General features: G+C 72.6%; 20 protein-coding genes and 1 pseudogene. 15 read left to right on the top strand and 6 right to left on the bottom strand.

Features of this window, described 5'->3' with window-relative positions; all coding sequences use genetic code 11:
• Positions 1-174 precede the first annotated feature (174 nt).
• Entirely contained in the window at positions 175-597 is a 423-nt protein-coding gene (locus ASC56_RS10395; protein WP_055490963.1) for a protease inhibitor, read from the top strand.
• 463 nt (positions 598-1,060) lie between these two features.
• On the opposite strand, the pseudogene ASC56_RS39550 reads toward ASC56_RS10395, so the two are convergent.
• Positions 1,061-1,251, bottom strand: a pseudogene (locus ASC56_RS39550) (LacI family transcriptional regulator); the annotation flags it as partial.
• Between the two features lie 181 nt (positions 1,252-1,432).
• On the opposite strand from ASC56_RS39550, the gene ASC56_RS41145 reads away from it, so the two are divergent.
• Both ASC56_RS41145 and ASC56_RS10385 read left to right on the top strand, forming a co-directional pair.
• A complete protein-coding gene (locus tag ASC56_RS41145; protein WP_055490962.1) occupies positions 1,433-2,401 on the top strand; it encodes an ROK family protein in 969 nt (322 codons plus the stop codon).
• Between the two features lie 82 nt (positions 2,402-2,483).
• Positions 2,484-3,350: a Cof-type HAD-IIB family hydrolase gene (locus ASC56_RS10385; RefSeq protein ID WP_055490961.1), complete on the top strand. Its 867-nt coding sequence runs from the start codon at positions 2,484-2,486 to the stop codon at positions 3,348-3,350.
• Positions 3,351-3,375: 25 nt separating this feature from the next.
• Here the strand turns inward: ASC56_RS10385 and ASC56_RS10380 are convergent, their stop codons facing one another.
• Complete coding sequence (locus ASC56_RS10380; RefSeq protein ID WP_055490960.1) at positions 3,376-4,581, bottom strand: PP2C family protein-serine/threonine phosphatase; 1,206 nt, start codon at positions 4,579-4,581, stop codon at positions 3,376-3,378.
• An 83-nt stretch (positions 4,582-4,664) separates the two neighbouring features.
• The gene (locus tag ASC56_RS10375; protein WP_055490959.1) at positions 4,665-5,669 is read right to left on the bottom strand and encodes a zinc-binding alcohol dehydrogenase family protein; all 1,005 of its coding nucleotides are present in this window, start codon (positions 5,667-5,669) and stop codon (positions 4,665-4,667) included.
• 148 nt (positions 5,670-5,817) lie between these two features.
• Between ASC56_RS10375 and ASC56_RS10370 the strand changes: the two genes are divergently transcribed.
• The 7 genes from ASC56_RS10370 to ASC56_RS10340 all read left to right on the top strand — a co-directional run bounded on the left by ASC56_RS10370 (position 5,818) and on the right by ASC56_RS10340 (position 11,756).
• Entirely contained in the window at positions 5,818-6,615 is a 798-nt protein-coding gene (locus ASC56_RS10370; RefSeq protein ID WP_055490958.1) for a VOC family protein, read from the top strand.
• An 87-nt stretch (positions 6,616-6,702) separates the two neighbouring features.
• Positions 6,703-7,392, top strand: coding sequence for a ribonuclease H (locus tag ASC56_RS10365; protein ID WP_079102408.1), 690 nt, complete (start codon positions 6,703-6,705; stop codon positions 7,390-7,392).
• A gap of 133 nt (positions 7,393-7,525) precedes the next feature.
• Positions 7,526-8,203 carry a hypothetical protein gene (locus ASC56_RS10360; RefSeq protein WP_055490956.1) on the top strand — a complete coding sequence of 226 codons (678 nt, stop codon included), beginning with the start codon at positions 7,526-7,528 and terminating at the stop codon, positions 8,201-8,203.
• A gap of 189 nt (positions 8,204-8,392) precedes the next feature.
• Complete coding sequence (locus ASC56_RS10355) at positions 8,393-8,638, top strand: ferredoxin (protein ID WP_055490955.1); 246 nt, start codon at positions 8,393-8,395, stop codon at positions 8,636-8,638.
• Positions 8,628-10,022, top strand: a complete 1,395-nt coding sequence (locus ASC56_RS10350) for an NAD(P)/FAD-dependent oxidoreductase (protein WP_055490954.1) — start codon at positions 8,628-8,630, stop codon at positions 10,020-10,022. Before ASC56_RS10355 ends, ASC56_RS10350 begins: the two co-directional genes overlap by 11 nt.
• A 56-nt stretch (positions 10,023-10,078) precedes the next feature.
• Positions 10,079-11,314: a cytochrome P450 gene (locus ASC56_RS10345; RefSeq protein WP_055490953.1), complete on the top strand. Its 1,236-nt coding sequence runs from the start codon at positions 10,079-10,081 to the stop codon at positions 11,312-11,314.
• Entirely contained in the window at positions 11,301-11,756 is a 456-nt protein-coding gene (locus tag ASC56_RS10340) for a PPOX class F420-dependent oxidoreductase (protein ID WP_267887620.1), read from the top strand. The genes ASC56_RS10345 and ASC56_RS10340 overlap by 14 nt, the downstream gene beginning before the upstream one ends.
• A 24-nt stretch (positions 11,757-11,780) precedes the next feature.
• Here ASC56_RS10340 and ASC56_RS10335 read toward each other — a convergent pair whose 3' ends face one another.
• Positions 11,781-12,605, bottom strand: coding sequence for a tyrosinase family protein (locus ASC56_RS10335; protein ID WP_055490951.1), 825 nt, complete (start codon positions 12,603-12,605; stop codon positions 11,781-11,783).
• A 36-nt stretch (positions 12,606-12,641) separates the two neighbouring features.
• A complete protein-coding gene (locus tag ASC56_RS10330; RefSeq protein WP_055490950.1) occupies positions 12,642-13,025 on the bottom strand; it encodes a tyrosinase cofactor in 384 nt (127 codons plus the stop codon).
• A gap of 417 nt (positions 13,026-13,442) precedes the next feature.
• On the opposite strand from ASC56_RS10330, the gene ASC56_RS10325 reads away from it, so the two are divergent.
• Positions 13,443-14,942, top strand: coding sequence for an MFS transporter (locus tag ASC56_RS10325; protein WP_079102407.1), 1,500 nt, complete (start codon positions 13,443-13,445; stop codon positions 14,940-14,942).
• A gap of 359 nt (positions 14,943-15,301) precedes the next feature.
• The gene (locus ASC56_RS10320) at positions 15,302-15,829 is read left to right on the top strand and encodes a TetR family transcriptional regulator (RefSeq protein ID WP_055490948.1); all 528 of its coding nucleotides are present in this window, start codon (positions 15,302-15,304) and stop codon (positions 15,827-15,829) included.
• 6 nt (positions 15,830-15,835) lie between these two features.
• Here the strand turns inward: ASC56_RS10320 and ASC56_RS10315 are convergent, their stop codons facing one another.
• The gene (locus ASC56_RS10315; protein ID WP_055490947.1) at positions 15,836-16,462 is read right to left on the bottom strand and encodes an alpha-ketoglutarate-dependent dioxygenase AlkB; all 627 of its coding nucleotides are present in this window, start codon (positions 16,460-16,462) and stop codon (positions 15,836-15,838) included.
• A gap of 373 nt (positions 16,463-16,835) precedes the next feature.
• Between ASC56_RS10315 and ASC56_RS10310 the strand changes: the two genes are divergently transcribed.
• The 3 genes from ASC56_RS10310 to ASC56_RS10300 all read left to right on the top strand — a co-directional run bounded on the left by ASC56_RS10310 (position 16,836) and on the right by ASC56_RS10300 (position 21,017).
• A complete protein-coding gene (locus ASC56_RS10310) occupies positions 16,836-17,882 on the top strand; it encodes a tetratricopeptide repeat protein (RefSeq protein ID WP_055490946.1) in 1,047 nt (348 codons plus the stop codon).
• A complete protein-coding gene (locus ASC56_RS10305) occupies positions 17,879-18,913 on the top strand; it encodes a polyprenyl synthetase family protein (RefSeq protein WP_055490945.1) in 1,035 nt (344 codons plus the stop codon). Before ASC56_RS10310 ends, ASC56_RS10305 begins: the two co-directional genes overlap by 4 nt.
• Positions 18,914-19,244: 331 nt before the next feature.
• Positions 19,245-21,017 carry a M4 family metallopeptidase gene (locus tag ASC56_RS10300; protein ID WP_055490944.1) on the top strand — a complete coding sequence of 591 codons (1,773 nt, stop codon included), beginning with the start codon at positions 19,245-19,247 and terminating at the stop codon, positions 21,015-21,017.
• Positions 21,018-21,019: the final 2 nt, after the last annotated feature.

Genomic DNA, 21,019 nt, shown 5'->3' with positions numbered 1-21,019 from the left:
TTCACGCCACTGTTTCAATACTCAAAGTTACCGAAACGTGTGGGGTCGATGTGAGTTTCGCGCCCGGAGTCGGCAGACTCCCGCTCGCCGAACAGGCAACCGACCGGACCGGCTCCGGTTCACGTACGACCGGTGCCGAACCGTTACTCCGATACGAGCGGAAGGATGCACACAATGCCGAACACCGCGCGCTGGGCAGCGACCCTCACCCTTACGGCCACCGCCATCTGTGGCCCCCTCACCGGGTCCGCCCTCGCCGCCCCCGCCTCGCTCTACGCCCCCTCGGCCCTCGTGCTGACCACGGGCCACGGCCAGAGCGCCGCCACCGTCACCCCCCAGCGAGCGGTCACGCTGACCTGTGCGCCGACCGCCGCCGGCAGCCACCCGGACGCCGTCGATGCCTGCGCCGAACTGCGCACCGTCGGTGGCGACTTCAGTGCCCTGAAGGCCAGGGAGGGTGTCATCTGTACCAGGCTGTACGACCCCGTGGTCGTCACGGTCCAAGGCGTCTGGCAGGGCAAACGCGTCGACTATGAGCGCACCTTCGCCAACGAGTGCGTGAAGAACTCCTACGGGACCGCTCTCTTCACGTTCTGAGGGACCGGGATCGCGCGGTCCCCGCGAGCGTCGAACGAGGGCTCGTGACTGGGGAGTGCGAGGCCTGTCGCGGAACGCCACGCGATCTCGTAGCGGGGGTCGGCCGGACGGAGTGGGGCCGTCCGACCGACCCCCGCAATCTGTTGGACGTGATGGACCAGCGCCCCACCTCGCGCTGGTCCGAGTCGTATACGGCCGACCCGTCCACCCGGCTTCAGGTCGTGGTGGCCGAGGTTCCCGCCCCAGTACCGCAGGATCCGCCCCAACTCGCCCGGGGCATTCCCTCCCAGCCCGTCTCAGCCGCCGCAGCAGGCCCGAGCGGTCGAGGAACACGACCGGCCGCAGGCGGTCGACGAGCAGGTCTCGACGATCCGTGTGCCGTCCGGACCGGTGCACGCCGCCGCGTCGGCCGGGACCGTGATCCGGACCTCCGCGGACTCCCGCGCCCGCAGCGGCACCCGCGCAGGCACTCGTCCACTGTGGTCCCGGCGCCCTCCAGCGCCGCCCGGTAGCCGTCCAGCCGGGCCCGCGAGCACAGCAGCCGTGACGGGCCCGCGACCAGTCCGATCCTGCGGTGGCCGAGACGCAGCAGATGCTCGGTGGCGGCCATGCCGCCCGACCAGTTCGCCGGCCGATCGTAGGCGCGTCGTGCGCTACCAATCGCCCCGCCTCCATTGCGGGTTCCCTCGTGCGCCGCCGCTCCGGGACGCGCTCTCGAAACTGCCGTCCGGCCGGGGTCGGGGAGGAGCCCTTACCATTGACGTGCGACCAGGCCCGACTGCATGTGCGACCAGGCACGACGTCGGCCCCAAGTGACCCGACAGCGAGAGGTGAGATGGAGATCCGCCGCACGCTCGCCGGGGCGGCCCTGCTGAGCATGGCCCTGGTCCGTGACCTGACCGACCAGATCGTGCTCGACACCGTCTTCGAGCAGGCACCCGTGACCCGCGCGGAGACCGCGCAGCGCACGGGCATCTCCAAGACCACGGTCTCGGAGTCGGTCCGCCGGCTGGAGGGGACAAGGCCGCTGCCCCCCGGGCGGCAGCGCGGCCGCCAGGGCGGGGTGGGCACTGCGCGCGACGCCGAGAGCTTCGGCTACGTCTGCATCGGGGCCGGCCTCGGCATGGGGCTGGTCATCGGGGACCGGCTGGTCCGGGGAGCGCGCGGGGTGGCCGGCGAGATCGGCTGTCTCGGTGCCGGCTGCGAGCCTCCCGGCAGCCACCTGCGGCACGGCTTCGCCCGCGCAGTCGCCGCGGCCGGATTCAGCGCCCGGCGCCGGACGGTCGCCGACGCCCTGACGGGCACCGAGCGGCTTACGAACGCCGAGCGGGTGACCGGCGCTGAGGGTCGGACGAACGCCGGGCGGCTTACGAGCGCCGGGCGGGTGACCGGCGCTGAGGGTCGGACGAGCGCCGGGCGGCTTACGAGCGCCGGGCGGGTGACCGGCGCTGAGGGTCGGACGAACGCCGGGCACGCCACGGAAAGGGATGAGCCGGACTCCGTGGCCGTGGCCCGTGGCCTCCTCCGCCTAGCGGACGAGGGGGAGGGACCGGCGCGTGCCGTCGTCGAGCGGGCAGGCCGGACCATCGGCGAGGCGATCGCCACCGTCTGCCCGGTCGTCGACCCCGAACTCGTGCTGCTGGGCGGCCCCATCGGCAGCCACCCCGCCCTCGGCGCACTGGCACCGCTGCCACCGCCGGTCGCGTCCGGTGCGCTCGGCGACGCCGCATCCCAGCGTGGTGCCCGCGCCCTCGCCCTGCGCCGCGCCCGCGCCGATCTGTGCACCCGCGCCCAGGGCGGCTGACCGGACGCAGCACCCGTACCCGCCGCCGAGCCCGCATCCCGCCCCCACCCGCCCCCGCCCGCCCCCGCCCGGAAAGCAGGACATGTCCGCCACGCCCTCGTGCCTCCTCACCACCACCCCCGAGCTCCCGAGCGACCCCGTCGACATCCGGCTCGTCGTCACCGACATGGACGGCACGCTCCTCGACGGCACCGGAAGGATCCCCGAGGGGCTGTGGCCGCTCCTCGCCGAACTGCGCCGACGCGGCGTGCTCTTCAGCCCCGCCAGCGGCCGCCAGTACGCCACCCTGGCCCGGCAGTTCGCCGCGGCGGGCGACGGCATGGTCTTCGTCGCCGAGAACGGCACCTATGTGGTGCGCGACGGCGTGGAGCTGAGCTCCGACCCCCTGGACCCCGCCCCGGCCGCCCGCGTCGTGGAGACCACGCGGAGGCTCGCGGCCGACGGCGTGGACGTCGGGGCGGTCCTGTGCGGAAAGAGGTCCGCCTACGTGGAGCGCACGGACGAAGCGTTCCTGGCCGAGGCGGAGAAGTACTACGCCCGGCTGCGGACGGTCGAGGACCTGACCGCCGTCGAGGACGAGTTCCTCAAGGTGGCCCTCTTCGACTTCGGACCCGTGGAGCGGACCACCGCCCCCGCACTGGAGCCGTTCACCTCGACCCACCAGGTCGTCGTCTCGGGCGAGCACTGGGTCGACATCATGAACCCCACCGCCAACAAGGGTGCCGCCATACGCAGGCTCCAGCGCGATCTCGGCATCACGCCCGCGCAGACGATGGTGTTCGGCGACTACCTCAACGACCTCGAAATGCTCGACACCGCCGAGTGGTCCTTCGCCATGACCAACGCGCACCCGGACGTGATCGGGCGGGCCCGCTACCTGGCGCCGTCCAACACCGACAACGGCGTCCTGCGCACGATCACCCGCATCCTGCGGCTGCCCACCCCCTGACGCGCGGATCCGGCCGGCCGGTGGTTCAGACCTCGGAGCGGTGGCGGATGCGGGCGGCCAGAACCGCCACGTCGTCCTCCGCGTGGTCCGCGTCGAGACGGGCGAGGACGTCCGTGAGCAGTTCCTCCACGCTCGCCCCGGGCCGCAGCCGCAGTCCGGCCAGCCGGGCCAGGGAGACGTCGATGTCCTCCTCGCGCCGCTCCACGAGACCGTCCGTGAACATCAGCAGGGTGTCGTCGTTCGAGAGCTCCCGCGCGGCGAGCTCGTAGCCGCCGACCCCCGTCCCGAGCGGAGGCCCCACCGGCACGTCCAGCAGCTCGCCGGTCCCGTCCGCGCCGAACACGGCCGGCGGCAGATGACCGGCGCTGGCCAGCGATGCCCGGCCCCGTGTCGGGTCGACCCGGACGAGCAGACAGGTCGCCGGACGACGGGTGCCGTTCTCGGCGATGGCGGCGTCCAGCCGGCGCAGCACCCGGTTCGGCGGCAGGTCCGTGGAGGCGACGTACCGCAGCATCGAGCGGTAGGCGGTCATGTCGACCGCCGCGTCCGGCCCGTGCCCCATGACGTCGCCCAGCACCAGCAGGGTCCGCCCGTAGTGCAGCCGCACGGTCTCGAACCAGTCCCCGCCCACCAGGGCCCCGCGACCCGCGGGCAGATAGCGCGTGGCCAGTTCCAGGTTCGGATGCGGCCGCCCCGGTTCGGTCAGCAGCGCCTGCTGGAGCCGGAACACCGTGCCGCGCACCGCGGTGTACCGCTGCGCGTGCCCCAGGTGCACGGCCGCCAGCCGTGCCGCGAACTGCGCGACGGCGGTGTCCCGGTCCGTGAACGGCCTGCTCCGCCGCACCGCCAGCAGCACCCCGTACAGCCGGTCGTGCGCGTGCAGCGGCACGGTCATGACCTGTCCCGGGACACGCCCCGGCAGATCCATGGACGCGGTGATCGGAAGCCTCTTCTCCAGCGCCTGCACGGACAGGGGGCGGGCGCCGGTGGGGCCGAACGGCCCGAGCAGTTCGGCCCGGCCCGCCGTCGCCACCCGCTCCAGACCGGGCTCGGGGAGGGACTGCGCGGTCGGGACCTCCGGCAGCAGGTCCACGGCGGCGGCATCGCACAGCCGACGGCACACGTACGCGGCCAGCTCCTCGCACGTGGTCTGCTCGTCGAGCGTCGTACCGATCGACTCAAGGGCTTCTTCCGCGCCGTTCGGCGGATCCGCAGCGTCCTCAACGCCCACCGCGCCACCTCCGCGACCACCCGTCTCAGAGTCCATCCACGCATTCAACAGCCAGGCCCGCACCCGCGCGCCACCGCCCCCCATCACCCATCGTTCACCAGCACCGCCGCCCCGTCGAAGCGTCCCGCCTTCAGATCACCGAGGGCCCGCTGTGCCTGCGCCAGCGGATAGGCGTGCGTCGTCGCCCGCACGCCGTACCGGGCCACGAGCCCGAGGAACTCCCGGCCGTTCTCCCTCGTGTTCGAGGTGACGCTGCGCAGCTCCTTCTCGTAGAACAGCTCGCTCTCGTAGCGCAGCGCCGGGACGTCGCTCAGATGGATCCCCGCGACCGCCAGTACCCCTCCGCGGTCCAGTGCCCGCAGTGCCACCGGTACGAGATCACCGGCCGGCGCGAACAGGATCGCCCCGTCCAGCGGCTCCGGCGGCGGGTCGTAGGGGCCGCCCGCCGACGCGCACCCGAGATCCAGCGCGAGCCGCCGCGAGTCCTCGCCCCGGGTCAGGACGTGCACGGTGGCCCCCTGCGCCAGCGCGACCTGGGCGCACAGGTGGGCGCTGCCGCCGAACCCGTACAGCCCGAGGCGCCCGCCCGGCGGCAGCGACGTCCGCAGCAGTGCGCGGTAACCGATGATGCCCGCGCACAGCAGGGGCGCCAGCGCGATGTCGTCCACCTCCGCGGGCAGCCGGTAGGCGAAGTCGGCCGGCACGGTCGTGTACTCCGCGTAGCCGCCGTCGGCGTCCCAGCCGGTGTACTCGGAGCTGGGGCACAGGTTCTCGGCCCCGTGCACGCAGTACCGGCACGTCCCGTCCGTGTGACGCAGCCATGCCACGCCCACCCGCTCGCCCACCTCCCAGCCGCGCACCTCCGGCCCGAGCCCGGCCACCACGCCGACGACCTCGTGGCCCGGTGTCACCCCCGCCCGGTGCACCGGCAGATCTCCCTCGGCGACGTGCAGATCCGTACGGCACACGCCGCACGCGCGCACGTGCACCAGCAGCTCGCCGGACCCCGGCTCCGGCACGGCCCGGCCCACGAGCCGCAGCGGCTCGCGCTCGACGGGCCCCGGCCGCTCCACCGCCCATGCGCGCATCACCTGTGCCCCCGTCTCCCGTCCACGACTGCCCCCGCTCCAGTGTCGGACAGGATGGCCCCTCGGCGCGCGCCGCGGTCCGGGCGTGGCTAGCGTGAGGAGCGCACCCCCCTGAGTCGAATGAGTCGAACCGGAGAGGCCGAACACCATGGCGGTACAACCCGAGGGAATGCCCTGTTGGGCTGATGCGATGTTCAGCGATCTGGAAGGGGCCAAGCGGTTCTACGGCGAGGTCCTCGGCTGGACGTTCGGGGAGTCGTCGCCCGAGTACGGCAACTACACGCAGGCCTACGCCGACGGCAAGGCGGTCGCCGCCGTCGTACCGCCCATGCCCGGCCAGGAGGGGCATTCCGCCTGGTGCCTGTACTTCGCCGCGACCGACGCCGCCGCGACCGCACGGAAGATCAGGGACAACGGCGGCGAGGTGCTGATGGAGCCGATGCAGGTCGGCGACTTCGGCACCATGGCCCTGGCCCGCGACCCGAGCGGAGCCGTCTTCGGCCTCTGGCAGGCGGGCACCCACGAGGGCTTCGAGGCGCGGGGCGTGCCCGGCGCCTACTGCTGGGCCGAGGTCTTCACCCGCGAACCGGAGAAGTCCGACGCGTTCTTCCCCGCCGTCTTCCCCTACCGCGTCAAGCAGATCGAGGACGAGGCGGTCGACTTCCGCATCTTCGAGCTCGACGGGAACCCCGTGCTCGGCCGGATGAGGATGACGGACGACTTCCCGCCGGAGGTCCCGCCGTACATCAACGTGTACTTCGCGGTCGACGACTGCGACGCGGCCGTCGACCGGGCGACGAAGAACGGCGGCATCCTGCGGTTCGGGCCGATGGACAGCCCGTTCGGCCGGTTCGCCGCGCTGAGCGACCCGCAGGGCGCCAACTTCTCGGTCATCGACACCACCACCACCCGGGGCGAGACGCCGAACGTGACGGACGTGTCCTGACCGACGGGTACGCCACCGTGCGCGACCGGGAGCCCGCCCGACGACGGGGCTCCCGCCCCGGCCCGGGAGCTGTGTCCGGAGCGTGGCATGATCAGGAGCATGCCTGAACGTGTTGTGGCCGCCTGCGACGGGGCTTCGAAGGGAAACCCCGGACCTGCCGGATGGGCCTGGGTGATCGCCGACCATGACGAGGTCCCCGGCCGCTGGGAGGCCGGCCCACTGGGCACGACGACCAACAACGTCGCCGAACTCACCGCGCTGGAACGCCTGTTGACGGCCGTCGCCCGGGACGTGCTGCTGGAGGTCCGTATGGACTCGCAGTACGCGATGAAGGCCGTCACCACCTGGCTGCCCAACTGGAAGCGCAACGGCTGGAAGACCGCCGCCGGCAAGCCCGTCGCCAACCGAGGCCTGGTCGAGCACATCGACGAACTGCTCGACGGCCGTGACGTCGAGTTCCGCTACGTCCCCGCCCACCAGGTCGGCGGCGACCCGCTCAACGACTTCGCCGACCGCGCCGCGAGCCAGGCGGCCGCCCTCCAGCAACCGGCGGGCAGCGACCTCGGTTCCCCAGAGCCGCCGCCGTCGCCCGACCCGGTCCCTTCCGCACCGGCCCGCCGCGGTGCGCCCGCACGCAAGCGCACGTCCGCCCGCACCATCAAGGCGAAGTTCCCCGGCCGCTGCCTGTGCGGCCGCCCCTACGCGGCCGGCGACCCCATCGCCAAGAACGCCCAGGGCTGGGGCCACCCGGAGTGCCGCACAACGGGCGACGGATAGGGCGCCTTCTGACGCATCTCCGCGGCCCTAGGGCCGTCCACATCGGTGTGCCGTTCGGCCGTCCTGCGGTGGCGGTGCCCCGTGCGCGGCGGCTTGCTGGTGCCAGGAGCCGCCGAGAGGAAGCGAGCCGTGCATGTCCACGACGGGGCCGAGCCGGCAGGTACTGCAGACCCCGCGAGCCGCCGGGCTGGTGGGAGTCGCCTTCGCGCTGCTGCTCGCGGCGGCCATCGTCCTGATCCGGCTGGGGCTCCCCGAGGGTGCCGAAGCGGTGCCCCCCGAAGGGTTGACCGACCCCGCGCGGCGCAGCGCGGTGCGGACCGCGCTCACGCTCGTGCCGTTCGCCGGCATCTTCTTCCTGTGGTTCCTCGGCGTCGTACGGACCCACGTCGGGGACGCCGAGGACAAGTTCCTCGCCACCGTCCTCCTCGGCAGCGGGCTGGTCTTCGTCGCGACCATGTTCGGGGCGGCCGCGGCGGCCGCGGCCGTGCTGGCCACCGCGCAACCGTCAGGCATCCCGCCCGGCCCGCCCACCTGGGACTTCGGCCGGAACCTGGCGTACACGCTGATGACCGGATACGCGATGCGGATGGCGGCGGTCTTCACGGCCTCCATGTCCACGATCGGGCACCGCCTCGGGCTCCTGCCGCGGTGGCTGACCCTGCTGGGCTTCCTCACCGCGCTGACCCTGCTCTTCGTCTCGACGAACTTCCCCTGGTCCGAGCTCGTCTTCCCGGCCTGGTCGCTGATCATCAGCCTCCACATCCTGGTGGCGAACCGCCGGCCCCGGTCGGGAGCCCCGGCGGCCTCCTGACGCGGGGCCGGGTGCCCGCTGACGCGGGGCCGGGTGCCCGTGCGCCGGTCACCCCTTCGGCGGACCTCGGCGAGCGTCGTCCGGCCCGGTCTTCGATGCTGTGGCGTGGGGGGAGATGACCGCCGTCCGGCGGGTGCCGCCGAGCGGGTGGTGCCGTGACGGACCTGGCCCCGAAGGGGCGGAGCGTTGATGAGGCTTGTCGTCGATCTCAACAAGTGCCAGGGATACGCCCAGTGCGCGTTTCTCGCGCCGGATGTCTTCGCCATGCACGGCGAGGAGTCGCTCGTCTACGACCCACGGGCCGAGCAGGAGCAGCGGGAGAGGGTGGCGCGCGCCGTCGCGGCCTGCCCGGTGCAGGCGATCACGGCCGACGGACTGGACGAAGCGGGCGACCCGCCCGCCCGGCCCGGCGAGGAGGCGGCCCGTGATCGGTGACACCTTCCTCGACCGGCTCAGACGCGAGGGTCGGATCGTGATCGTGGGTGCCTCGCTGGCGGGCTTGCGGGCCGCCGAGACCCTGCGTGCCAAGGGCTTCGCCGGATCGCTCACCATGATCGGTGACGAACCGTACGAGCCCTACGACCGTCCGCCGCTGTCGAAGGCCGTCCTGCTGGGCCGGGCGTCTCCGCAGCACACCGAGTTGCCCCGGCGCCGGGAGATCGACGTGAAGTGGCGCCTCGGCGTCGCGGCGACCGGCCTCGACCTGCGGGCCAAGCGGGTGCGGCTGGCCGACGGGGACGAGGTGGAGTACGACCGGCTGCTCATCGCCACCGGCGTACGCGCCCGGCCCTGGCCGAAGGAGGCGGAGGCCCGGCTGGACGGGGTCTTCGTGCTGCGGACCCGCGACGACGCGGTCGGCCTGCAACGGCGGCTGAAGGCCTCGCCGCGCCGGGTCTTCGTCATCGGCGCCGGTTTCACCGGTTCGGAGATCGCCTCCGCCTGCCGGGAGCAGGGCATCGCGGTCACCGTGGCGGAGCGCGCCGGCGCTCCGCTGGTGGGCGCCCTCGGCGGGGTGATCGGCGCGGTGGCCGCGGAACTGCACCGCGAGAACGGTGTGGACCTGCGTACCGGTGTCATGGTCACCGCCCTGGAGGGCGACTCGGCGGGGCGGGTGCGGGCCGCCCATCTCTCCGACGGCACCGTCGTCGAGACGGATGTCGTGGTGGTCTCGCTCGGTGCGACCCGCAACACGGAATGGCTGGCCGGATCCGGGCTCGGGGCCGGCCCCCGGGGCATCGCCTGTGACGCGGGCTGCCGGGCCTTCGACTTCCGGGGCATCGTCACCGACGACGTCTTCGTCGCCGGCGATGTGGCGCGGTCCCCGCACCCACTGTTCAACTACCAGTTCCTGTCCCTCGAACACTGGGGCAACGCGGTCACGCAGGCCGAGGTCGCCGCGCACAACATGATCAGCGCCAGCGCCGAGCGGCGCCCGCACATATGGGTGCCCGCCTTCTGGTCGTCACAGTTCGGCGTGAACATCAAGTCGGTCGGGGTCCCGTCCATGGGCGAGCAGATCATGATCACGCAGGGGTCGCTCGCCGAGCGCCGTTTCATCGGGACGTACGGCTACCAGGGGCGCGTGATCGCCGCCGTGAGCTTCGACAACACACGCTGGCTGGAGTTCTATCAGCGGCTGATCGAGACGGGTGCGCCCTTCCCGCTGGAGTTCCCGACGGTGGACCGCCGTCCCGAGGGCCGGCAGCCGGTTTCGGCCGACTTCCCCGACCCGTCCCTGCCGACCCACGGCCCGACCGTGACCCTGAGCGGTTACTCGCCCGCCGACCGCCGGCTGGTCTTCACCCCGGGCCGCCACTGAGCGCCGGCCGGCGATCCGTCCCCAGCCCCCTCGGCCCCCACGCCCAAGGACCCCTCATGACGCCAGTCTCGCTCCTGCGCCAGATCACCGATTACGCCAACCGAGCCGACCCGTATCCGCTGTACAAGGAGCTGCGCAAGACCCCGGTGCTGCACGAGGAGGACGGCGGTCCCTATCTCGTCAGTTCCTACTGGGACATCGAGAGCCTGCTGCACGACCCGCGGATCAGCTCCGATGCCGCCAACCTCGCCGCCGCGGGCGCCGACGAGATGGGCGGGCCCGAGGCCACGGGACTGCCACCCAGCTTCATCCGGCTCGACCCCCCGGAGCACGATCGGCTGCGGCGCATCGCCAACCGTCCCTTCGGTCCGCCGCACAGCCCCCGCAAGACGGAGTCCATGCGCCCCGAACTCGCCGAGATCGTCTCCGGCCTGATCGACGGTCTGGGGGACGTGCGCGAGGTCGACCTGGTCGACGAGTTCGCCTACCCCTTCCCGGTGACCGTGATCTGCCGGCTGCTCGGGGTGCCGCGCGAGGACGAGCCGCGCTTCCGTGCCTGGGTCGACCCGATTGTCGCCGGCCTGGATCCGGACACGGGCAGGAACGACGCCGAACGCCAGAAGGCCGCGCAGGAGGCACGGCTCCAGCTGGGCATGTATCTGGCCGGGTTGGTGGAGCAGCGGAGCAAGGAGCCCCGTGACGACATGCTGTCCCAGCTGGTGACGAGCCATGGCCCGGACGGCCCGATGACGACGATGGAGGTGCTCAGCACCGCGGTGCTGCTGCTGATCGCGGGCCATGAGACGACGGTCAACCTGATCACCAACGGCATGCTCACCCTGCTGCGCCACCCGGAGGTCCTGCAGAGGCTGCGCGACGAGCCGGGCCTGGTCGTCAACATCGTGGAGGAACTGCTGCGCTACGAGCCGCCGGTGCAACTGGTGCCGCAGCGCACCTCCATCGCGGACATCGACGTACGCGGCATCACCATTCCCAAGGGCTCCAAGATCTGGCTCGTGCTCGCCGCGGGCAACCGGGACCCGGAGCGCTTCGAGGACCCCGACCGGTTCGACCCGGACCGCCGCGACATCCAGCACCTGGGCTTCGGCAGCGGCATCCACAGCTGTTTCGGCGCGCCGCTGGCCCGGCTGGAGGCGCAGATCGCCCTGTCCGAGCTGGCCCGCAGGCTCGACAACCCCCGTCTGGTCGAGGACCCGCCGCCCTACCGGCAGAACGCGGTGCTGCGCGGCCCGCGCCATCTCACCATCGGCATCGACGGTGTGCGCCCCTAGGGCCCCCGGACCGGGGCGCGGAGCCCTGCCGGGGGAACTGCGCGATCTGATCGAGTCCGGCCCCATGGCTCACCTGAGCACCATCAACGCCGACGGCAGCCCGCAGGTGACCGTCGTCTGGATCGGGCTGGACGGCGATGACGTCGTCAGCGGTCACATGGGCTGGTACCAGAAGCTGCGCAACATCGAGCGGGACCCGCGGGTCGTCCTGTCCTTCGACGCCCCGCGGGTGCCCGGCGCCTTCCTGAACGAGTACGCCGTACTGCGGGCGCACGCCACCGTGCGGCCGAGCGACCACACCTGGGACCTGCTCAACCGCCTGGCCAAGGTCTACGTGTCAGCCGAGGCGGAGTTCCCGGCGCCGAAGGGCCCCGGCTATGTGGTGCGCTACTCCGTCGAGCGCATCGGCGGCATCGGCCCCTGGGCGCCGGCCGCGCGGTGAGTCGCGGCCCGCCGGCCGCGTGCGTCAGTCGGTGTCGAACGTGTAGTGGGCCGTGTGGTCCAGGAGGTCGGCCGGGCGCACGTCGTTCCACGGCTTCATCGGCTCGTCGAGGTCGACGACGTCCGGTGTGCCGCGCACCGGCAGATAGCCGGAGCCCGGGTGCCGCCGCTGCCATTCGGCCCACAGCTTGTCGATGTAGGCGTGGTGCAGCCAGAAGACGGGGTCGTTGGGGGAGACCCCGGTGCCCATCTGGCCGCCCACCCACACATGGACGCGGTTGTGCAGGTTGACGCCCCGCCACCCCTCCAGATGGTTCCGGAAACCGTCCGAGGCACTGTTCCAGGGCGCCATGTCGTACGTGGACATGGCCAGCACCGAGTCGACCTCCGCCCGGGTCGGCAGCTCGCGTCCGCCGCCGCCGAGCGAGCGCCGCAGATAGGTACGGCCGTCCACGCGCACGGTGATCGGCCAGTTGCCGCCGGCCGCGGCGAACGGCCCGTCCATCACCCGCCCGTCGAGGCTGCGTCCGGTGCCGCCGAGGAAGTCGGGCGCCCACAGCGAGGAGCGCGGCGAGCGGTCGGTGGTCCAGTCCCAGTACGGCAGCGCGACCGAGGAGTCGACGGACTGCAGCGCCCGCTCGAACTCGATCAGGAATCTGCGGTGCCACGGCAGGAACGACGGCGAGCGGTGGCCCGTCCGCTCACCCGTGTCCGTGTCGCCGATGATGAAGGCGTTGTGGGTGGTGACGAAGGCGTCGTAACGGCCGCTGCGCTTGAGCGCCACGAGCGCGGCGACCAGCCGCCGCTTCTCGTCGGCCGTGAGGTTCGCCTGGTTCTTGCGTACGGTCATGTGCGGGAACTCTCCGGAAGTCCTGGGTACGGGCGGTCAGTTGAACGGGACGAGCGGGGCGCCCTGCAGCTCCACGACGGCGGCGCGTGCGGCGGCCCGGGGGCTCGGTACGGGCTCGTAGTGGTTGACCACACTGATCCAGCTGCCGTCCGCGTTGCGCATCACATGCAGTTCGACCCCGTCGATGAACACGCCGTATCCGGAGCCGTGATGATGGCCGCCCGCGGTCGGGCGCCCCTGTATCCGTCGGCCCTGGTACACCTCGTCGAAGGCCTCCGGCCCGCCGTGCTCGTGCCCGGAGGCGCCGCCGGGGGAGGGGTGCCCGGCGGCGGACGCCTGGGCAGCCTGTATCGCCAGGCCGGCGGTGGCGGTGACGGCGGCCCCGGCCACCAGGGCGCGGCGGCGGGTGAGTTCGGTCATGTGAAGCCTCCTGGGTCAGGAAGGGTGGACGACCCGTCCTGCCTATCCGCCGACCGGTGGGCCCCGGAAATCGCGGCGATCCGGTTGGCTGCGATCAGGACAACTGCCCACATGTCCTACAGAGTTGAACCAAGATGATCTTGCTGTGCGCGATGTCGGGAGCGCGCCGGACGGGGAAGTTCCGCCCCGTTGCCCGGTCCCGGAGCGGGATCTTTCGCGGTGGGCGCCCGGCTCGTGGCCCGGCTCACGTCCCGGACATGACGCGAACCGCTCCCCTCGGCCGCACGAGGGGGCTGCCTTCGGCCGCCGTCGTACGACGGGCGTGCCGCGGTGGGGAATCCTTGGGTGAATGGCCATTCACTCGATATGGTGAATTCCTATTCACCTGAATTTCCGCGCCGACCGCTGGAGCGCCCCATGGCCCCGATACCCGCATCGTCCGAAGGGTCCGTCGCCCCCGCGGGAGCGGTCGGGCGGACGGGAGTGCGGGACCGGCTGACGGTTCCCGTGCTGGCTCTCGGCGGCACCCTCATGGCCGTGATGCAGACGGTGGTCGTACCCCTGCTGCCCGACCTTCCCCGGCTCACCGGCGCCTCCGCCGGCACCGTCTCCTGGATGGTCACCGCCACACTGCTGTCCGGCGCGGTGCTGACCCCGGTGCTCGGGCGCGCCGGGGACATGTACGGCAAGCGGCGCGTGCTGCTGACCGCCCTCGGGCTGATGACACTGGGCTCGGTGCTCTGCGCGCTCTCGTCCGACATCGGCGTGCTCATCACGGCACGTGCCCTGCAGGGCGCCGCGGCGGCGGTCGTTCCGCTGTCGATCAGCATCCTGCGCGACGAACTGCCGCCCGAGCGCACCGGATCCGCGGTCGCGCTCATGAGCTCCACCGTCGGTATCGGCGCGGCACTCGGCCTGCCGCTGGCCGCGCTCGTCATCCAGTACGTCGACTGGCACGCCATGTTCTGGGTGACCGGCGGCCTCGGCGCCGCGGGTCTCCTCCTGGCCTGGTGGGCGGTGCGCGAGTCGCCCGTCCGGGCCCCTGGCCGGTTCGACGTCCTCGGGGCGCTGGGGCTCGCCGCCGGGCTGGTCTGCCTGCTGCTGGCCGTCTCACAGGGTGGCCAGTGGGGGTGGGGGAGCGCCAGGATCGTCGGCCTGTTCCTCTGCTGCGCGCTGATCCTGACCCTGTGGTGCCTGCAGCAACTGCGCGCCGAGCGGCCGCTGGTCGACCTGCGGCTGGCGTCCCGCCCACGAGTGGCCCTTCCGCACCTCACGGCCCTCCTGGTCGGCTTCGGCTTCTACGCCAACTCGCTGGTGACGGCCCAGCTCGTCCAGGCGCCCAGGGCCACCGGCTACGGGCTCGGCCTGTCCATCGTGGGCGGCGGTCTGTGTCTGCTGCCCGGCGGTGTGACCATGCTGCTGTTCTCGCCGGTGTCGGCCCGGATCTCGGCGGCACGCGGTCCCCGGGTCACCCTCGCCCTGGGCGCGGGCGTCATCGCCCTCGGCTACGCCGTACGCATCGCCGACAGCCGGGACCTGTGGATGATCATCGTGGGCGCATCCGTCGTGGCGACCGGTACGACGCTGGCCTACTCGGCGCTGCCCACGCTGATCCTGCGCGCCGTGCCGTCCGGGCAGACCGCCTCCGCGAACGGCGTGAACGTGCTGATGCGCACCATCGGCCAGGCCACGTGCAGCGCCGCGGTCGCCGCGATCCTGGTCCACCACAGCGGCCTCGTGGCCGGCACGCCCGTGCCCACGCTCCACGGCTATCTGCTGGCGTTCGCGGTGGCGGGTACCGTCGCACTGGTGGCCTGTGCCACCGCCCTCACCATCCCGGGGAGCGGCGCCGGCGGCATCCGCCGTCTTCGCGGGCGTACGGCGCCATCCCCCGACGAGGCGCTGGAAGGAGCGTGAGCACGGTGACCACGTGGCCCGCCACCGCCCCCACGGGCAGCCCCACCCAAGCAACCCCACCGACGGCACACGAGGTGCCGCCGGCTCACGGCGACGCCGAGACGACCACCGCACCTCCCACACCAGGCGCCCCGAACGCGTCCGCGGCGCCTGGCACCACCGCGGCGGACGCCCCCGCTCCCAGCCCGGCCGATACGCGGGACGCTCCCGCTTTCGGCCCCGTCGATACGCGGGACGCTCCCGCTTTCGGCCCCGTCGATACGCGGGACGCCCCCGCTCCACGCCCCCGCGACACGCCCCGCTCTCCCGGCCGCCGTGAGCCCCAGGAAGCCAGGCCTCCCGCCCGCCGTGACGCCGAGGTGACCAAGGCCGCCATCCTGCGTGCCGCCCGTCACCTGCTGGCCCGGCACGCCCACGCGGACATCACGCTCAAGGCGGTCGCGGACCGGGCCGGGGTCAGCCCGCCGCTGATCCTGAAGTACTTCGGCAACAAGGAGACGCTGTTCTCCCAGGTCATGTCCTTCGAGACGGACGCCGAAGCGCTGCTGGACGCCCCTCTCGAACGTCTCGGCCGGCACATGGTCCGTCACGTCCTGGTGAGCCAGACCGAACACGGCGCGGACCCCCTCCTGCGCATCGTGTTCGCGCCCCTGCACGGTGAGCAGGGCGACATCCTGCGCGCCAACTTCCGCACGCAGGTCGGCGACCGCCTCGCCGCACGCCTGAGCGGCCCCGACGCGGGCCTGCGCGCGGAACTCGCGGTGGGCACGCTGCTGGGCCTCGGAGTGATGTTCGGCATCGCGCGCGGTACACATCTGCGCGCCGCCGAGCTCGACGAGATCGTGGACCGCTGCGCACCGGTCGTCCAGGCGCAGCTGACCCCCTGACCCGGGTCAGTTCACGCCCTGCGGCCGGAACTGGATGCTGATCCTGGGCCCGGTCGCCCGTGAGGACTTGGGGATGGCGTGCTCCCATGTCCGCTGGCAGGACCCGCCCATCACGATCAGGTCGCCGTGCCCGAGCGGGCGCCTGATGGTCTCTCCGCCACCGCGCGGCCGCAGCGCGAGATCGCGGGGCGCGCCCACGGAGAGGATGGCGACCATGGTGTCCTGGCGTGCGCCCCGTCCGATCCGGTCCCCGTGCCAGGCCACGCTGTCGCGACCGTCGCGGTAGTAGCAGAGCCCGGCGGTGACGAACGGTTCCCCCAGTTCCGCCTGATAGTGCGCGGACAGGGCGTCGCGCGCCTCCTCGAGAACGGGGTGCGGCAGCGGATCGCCGGCGCGGTAGTAGGCGAGCAGCCGCGGCACGTCCACGGTGTGCTCGTACATCTGCCGCCGCTCGGCGCGCCACGGCACCTCGGCGGCCAGCTTCTCGAACAGCGTGTCGGCCCCGCTCAGCCAGCCCGGCAGCAGATCGATCCACGCTCCGGCACGGAGCGGGGTGCGGCGCAGCCCGTCGAGCGGGGCGAGCCGGAGGTCGTCGGCCTGGTCGAACAGCGAGCCCTGGAGATGCGGGGACATACCAGGCAGCGTACCCCCTGTTTCGAAAGTGTGTTCTGTTTACCGGTGGGGTGTCGGCGGCACGTGCGTGGCGTGCGTCAACTCCTTTGCTGCGAAGCAACCTTGGGGGCGTGGGTGACGTCCTGATCAACAACGGGCGGTCGCGCAGCCGGTCGGTGGACGAGCTCCCGGGCGGATGTCCGGGATGCTATACGCGCGATGTATAGGTGCTATGTATACGCGCGGTGTATACATGCCGTGTATACACCGCGTGCGCAGGCGCCGCGTGCACAGGCGCGGACAGCTGATCCGTCGGTGTGCCTCCCGTCGTTGACAGCCCCATCCCGCCGGCCGCGCCCGTACGTGCCGGTCGGCGGCAGACCGAAAGGAACTCATGTACGGCAAGGCCTTCGCCCCGGAGTACCAGGGCGCTCTGACCTCCCTGTCGGTGAACTCCTCGCTCACGGACGTGCTGGCCGCGGGCACCGAGCAACTGCGCGCCGCCGAGCGCGCCGGAGCCCGGGAGGAGGCCGCCCGCTCCGGCCTGGCGGTCGCCGAGGCACATCGCAGGCTCGGCCAGGTCGCCGACGCGGACCGGGCCTGGAAGGCGAGCTACCGCACCGCCCGAGAGGCCGGCGACACCGCGGCGATGGCCTGGGCCCTGTGGAGCGGCGGCACCCTGGCCCGGCAGCGCGGCGCCCTTCCCCTTGCCTGGCGGCTGCTGCGGCTCGCGGCCGACCTCGGCGAGCGGGCGGGCGATGTCGTCGTCCGTGGGTATTCGCTTGCGGGAATGGCCGAGACCGGTCGCATCCAGGGCGACTACGAGGCCGTGACCGCCCTGCACGAACAGCTCCTGGCCGAGGCGCGCCGCCGCGGCGAGGCGCGCCACACCGTGTGGGCGCTGGAGGGCATCGCGCAGATACACCGCAACACCGGCTCCTACGACACCGCGTACGCCATGTTCGAGGAGGCGGCCGGGATCGCCGCGCGCGCCGACGACCGCCGCGGCCACGCCTGGGCGTTGCGCGGCCTCGCCGACATCCTCTCCGTCCGCGACGGGGACACCGAGGGCGCCCTGGAACTGCTCTCCGAGGCGGAGGCCACCTGCCGGGAGATGAACCTCGCCGGCGCGCTCGCCTACAACCACAAGATGCGCGGCAACGTCCTCTACCGCGCCGGACGCTACGAGGAGGCCCGCGATGTCTACACCCAGGCGCTCGCGGAGTTCGAGGGGATGAGCGAGCCGCGCGGGCGGACCCTCGCCCGCCTCGGGCTGGTCAAGTCGCTGGCCCGGCTGGGCCGCGACCGCGCCGAGACCTCCGCCGACCTCGACGAACTCGCCCGCACCCTGGAGGGAATGGGGCTGCGGCACGGCCGTGAGATGGTCCTGCGGGCGTACCAGGAACTCGGCCTCGCCCCGGCCGCGGGGGCGGGCCGATGACCGCCCCCGTCACGGCTGACGTCCTCGGCACCCCGCGGACGGACCTCGACGCCGGACGCATCCTGCGCCGCGCCCGGGATCTCATCGCCCCCGCCCTCGCTGAGGCGGTCGCCACCCTGCACCCCTGGGTCGCCGAGATGGCCGACTATGCGCTCGGCCGCGGCGAGGGAGACTCCGGCCGGCGTCAGGGAAAGGGCGTCCGTCAGACGCTCGCCGTCCTCGGCGCCGAACTGGCAGGCGCGCCCGCGAGCGCCGCCGTACCGGCCGCGGTGGCCGTCGAACTCGTGCACACCTTCTCCCTGTTGCACGACGACATCATGGACGGCGACGCCCTGCGCCGGGGTCGTCCCGCCCTGTGGAAGGCGTACGGGACCGGCCCCGCCGTCCTCGCGGGCGACGCGCTGTTCGCCCTCGCGGTGGAGACGCTGAGCACCGCCCCGGCGGCCGTACGCCGGCTGACCGGCGCCCTCGGGGATCTGGTCCGCGGCCAGGCCGACGACCTGCTCTTCGCGCACCGCCCCTGGACCGGACCCGAGAGGGTGACCGTGGGGGAGTACGAGACGATGGCCGAGCACAAGACGGGAGCCCTGCTCGGCTGCGCCCTCGCCCTGGGCGCCCACTTCGGCGGCGCGGACGAGGAGACGGCCTCCGCGCTCGACCGGGTCGGCCGCCACCTCGGTGTGGCGTTCCAGATCGTCGACGACCTGCTGGGCATCTGGGGGGATCCAGGCCTCACCGGCAAGCCCGTCCACGGCGATCTGCGCGAGGGCAAGAAGACCCTTCCGGTGCTCGCCGCCCTGGACACTCCGTCCGGTCCCGAACTGGCCGAACTGCTCGCCGCCCGCGACGACCTGGGCGTACTCCGGGCGGTGGCCCTCGTCGAGGAGGCGGGCGGCCGTGCGGCCGCCCTGCACGAGGCGCGCCGTCATCTCGCCGCCGCGGACTGCCTCCTGGACTCGGTGCCGTGCTCGCCCCGGCCCGCCGCCGAGCTGCGCACCGTGCTCAGGGCCCTGACCCGGCGCACGGTCTGACCTGCCCTCGCCTCCGGCTTCCGTCGGCGAACGGGGCCGGAGGCGATGCGATGTCGGTCACATGCGTCCCTTGAGGCGCCGGTGAGCGCAACCGTCCCGGACGCCCGCGCATCTCCCCCTTCGACGCACGATGGGTGATCTTGCGGTCACCCAAACATGAACATTCGTAAAGAGATCGCCTTGAAAGCCGTAAAAGGGATCTTTCGTCTTTACATGTACATGGCGAATCCATGAGGGTGGCGCACCGGGGCCCGACCAGCCCCCACGGCGCTCGAAAGCGCCGTGCCAGCGGGCGGTTGGCGACCCCGCCGCCCCGGCTCGAAGGAACTCCGTGCGCCGAACCCACATACGCAGCCTGGCCGTCGCTGTCACCGTGACGACGGCGGCCACACTGCCGGCCCTCCCCGCTCTGGCCGACGCCCCCGCGGCGGCAGCGGCCTCCTCGCCGGTCGACGCGGCCCGGGCCGCCGCGTTCGCGCACGCGTCCGCCACCGGTGTCAGCAGTGGGGACACTCTGCAGGCGAAGGACGTCATGACCGACCCGGACGGCAAGCTGCACGTCCGCTTCGTCCGGACCCACCGGGGGCTGCCCGTCCTCGGCGGCGACCTGGTCGTCCACCTCGACAAGCGGGGCGGCTATCTGGGCGTGACGCGCGCTGCCGACCACATGGTCAAGCCGGCCACCACCGAGGCCGAGTTGACGGCCGCGCAGGCCGAGCAGAAGGCCGCCGCGGCCGCGCAGGGCGACGCCGGCACCGCCGAACTGGTCGTGGACGCGCGCGACGGCGGCAGCGCCCTCGCCTACCAGGTGCCCGTCACGGGCAGCCGCACCGCCGCGACCGACGGCACCCGTACGGTCGTCGTGGACGCGCTGACCGGCCGGATCCGCAGCAACACCCCCGACAGTGAGGAGTTCATCTCGCCCTCCCTGAAGGAGACTCTGCGCAGGCGGGGCGAGTCGGCGAACCCGGGGACCGACGCGGCTCCGGCCGCCTCCGGCCTCACGGCGGCGACGGCCTCCGCGGCCGCCCACTACCCGGCCCCCGCGAACGGCACCGGCTCCTCCCTCTTCGTCGGCAAGGTGCCCCTCACCACCACGCAGACGGCCCGCACGAGCTTCCTGCTCAAGGACCCCACCCGCTGGAACACCGAGACGAGGGACGCCAAGGGCCGGGAGCTGGAGGCGTTCTCACGCGGCACCACGTTCACCAGCACCACGGACAAGTGGGGCACCGGGGCCGTCTCCAGCCGTGCCACGGTGGCGGTCGACGCCCAGTACGGCATCACCAAGACCCTGGACTTCTACAAGAAGACCTTCGGCCGCAAGGGCATCAAGAACAACAGTGCCGGCGCCCACGCGATGGTCCACTTCGGCAACAAGGTCGGCAACGCCTTCTGGGACCCCACGTGCGGCTGCATGCTGTACGGCGACGGAGACGGCGACCTGTTCAAGAGGCCGCTCGTCGTCCTCGACGTCACCGGCCACGAGCTGACCCACGGCGTCGTGGGCGCCACCGCCGGTCTGGAGCCCACCCGGGTGGACCAGGACGGCAACCAGTACGGCGAGCCCGGCGCGCTCAACGAATCGCTCGCGGACATCTTCGGCACGGGCGTCGAGTTCGCCACCAACAACCCGAACAACCCGCCGAACTACCTGATGGGCGAGAAGCTCGGACTGCGGCAGAAGTTCCTGCGCCGCCTCGACCACCCGTCGCTCGACAAGCTGGAGCAGACGATCGACTACTGGTCGTCCGCGGCGTACGACACCGAGGTGCACGCCGGCTCCGGCGTGTCCTCGCACGCCTTCTACCTGCTGGCCGAGGGGAGCGGCAGGAAGACGATCGGCGGCGTGGCGTACGACTCGCCGACCTACGACGGCTCGCGGGTGACCGGCATCGGACGTGCCAAGGCCCTGGCGATCTTCTACCGGGCGCTGACCCGGTACATGGTCTCCACCACGGACTTCCACGCCGCGCGCACCGCGACGCTGCAGGCCGCCGCCGACATCTACGGCGCGAGCAGCACGGAATACCGGACGGTCGACAAGGCCTGGGCGGCCGTCAACGTGACCGCCGCCAATACCCCGTCGGCAAGCGGACGCTGACG

The sequence above is a fragment of the Streptomyces sp. TP-A0356 genome (assembly GCF_001417775.1).
In the GTDB taxonomy this organism is placed as follows: domain Bacteria; phylum Actinomycetota; class Actinomycetes; order Streptomycetales; family Streptomycetaceae; genus Streptomyces.
This window is presented reverse-complemented; position numbering and strand designations above follow the sequence as displayed.

Excerpts from the sequence above, each read along its gene's own strand:
- ASC56_RS10335 (WP_055490951.1), bottom strand. The coding sequence starts at position 12,605 with ATGACCGTACGCAAGAACCAGGCGAACCTCACGGCCGACGAGAAGCGG.
- ASC56_RS41145 (WP_055490962.1), top strand. The coding sequence starts at position 1,433 with ATGGAGATCCGCCGCACGCTCGCCGGGGCGGCCCTGCTGAGCATGGCC.
- ASC56_RS10355 (WP_055490955.1), top strand. The coding sequence starts at position 8,393 with ATGAGGCTTGTCGTCGATCTCAACAAGTGCCAGGGATACGCCCAGTGC.
- ASC56_RS10310 (WP_055490946.1), top strand. The coding sequence starts at position 16,836 with ATGTACGGCAAGGCCTTCGCCCCGGAGTACCAGGGCGCTCTGACCTCC.
- ASC56_RS10330 (WP_055490950.1), bottom strand. The coding sequence starts at position 13,025 with ATGACCGAACTCACCCGCCGCCGCGCCCTGGTGGCCGGGGCCGCCGTC.
- ASC56_RS10365 (WP_079102408.1), top strand. The coding sequence starts at position 6,703 with ATGATCAGGAGCATGCCTGAACGTGTTGTGGCCGCCTGCGACGGGGCT.
- ASC56_RS10360 (WP_055490956.1), top strand. The coding sequence starts at position 7,526 with ATGTCCACGACGGGGCCGAGCCGGCAGGTACTGCAGACCCCGCGAGCC.
- ASC56_RS10370 (WP_055490958.1), top strand. The coding sequence starts at position 5,818 with ATGGCGGTACAACCCGAGGGAATGCCCTGTTGGGCTGATGCGATGTTC.
- ASC56_RS10325 (WP_079102407.1), top strand. The coding sequence starts at position 13,443 with ATGGCCCCGATACCCGCATCGTCCGAAGGGTCCGTCGCCCCCGCGGGA.
- ASC56_RS10375 (WP_055490959.1), bottom strand. The coding sequence starts at position 5,669 with ATGCGCGCATGGGCGGTGGAGCGGCCGGGGCCCGTCGAGCGCGAGCCG.
- ASC56_RS10345 (WP_055490953.1), top strand. The coding sequence starts at position 10,079 with ATGACGCCAGTCTCGCTCCTGCGCCAGATCACCGATTACGCCAACCGA.
- ASC56_RS10315 (WP_055490947.1), bottom strand. The coding sequence starts at position 16,462 with ATGTCCCCGCATCTCCAGGGCTCGCTGTTCGACCAGGCCGACGACCTC.
- ASC56_RS10395 (WP_055490963.1), top strand. The coding sequence starts at position 175 with ATGCCGAACACCGCGCGCTGGGCAGCGACCCTCACCCTTACGGCCACC.
- ASC56_RS10385 (WP_055490961.1), top strand. The coding sequence starts at position 2,484 with ATGTCCGCCACGCCCTCGTGCCTCCTCACCACCACCCCCGAGCTCCCG.
- ASC56_RS10305 (WP_055490945.1), top strand. The coding sequence starts at position 17,879 with ATGACCGCCCCCGTCACGGCTGACGTCCTCGGCACCCCGCGGACGGAC.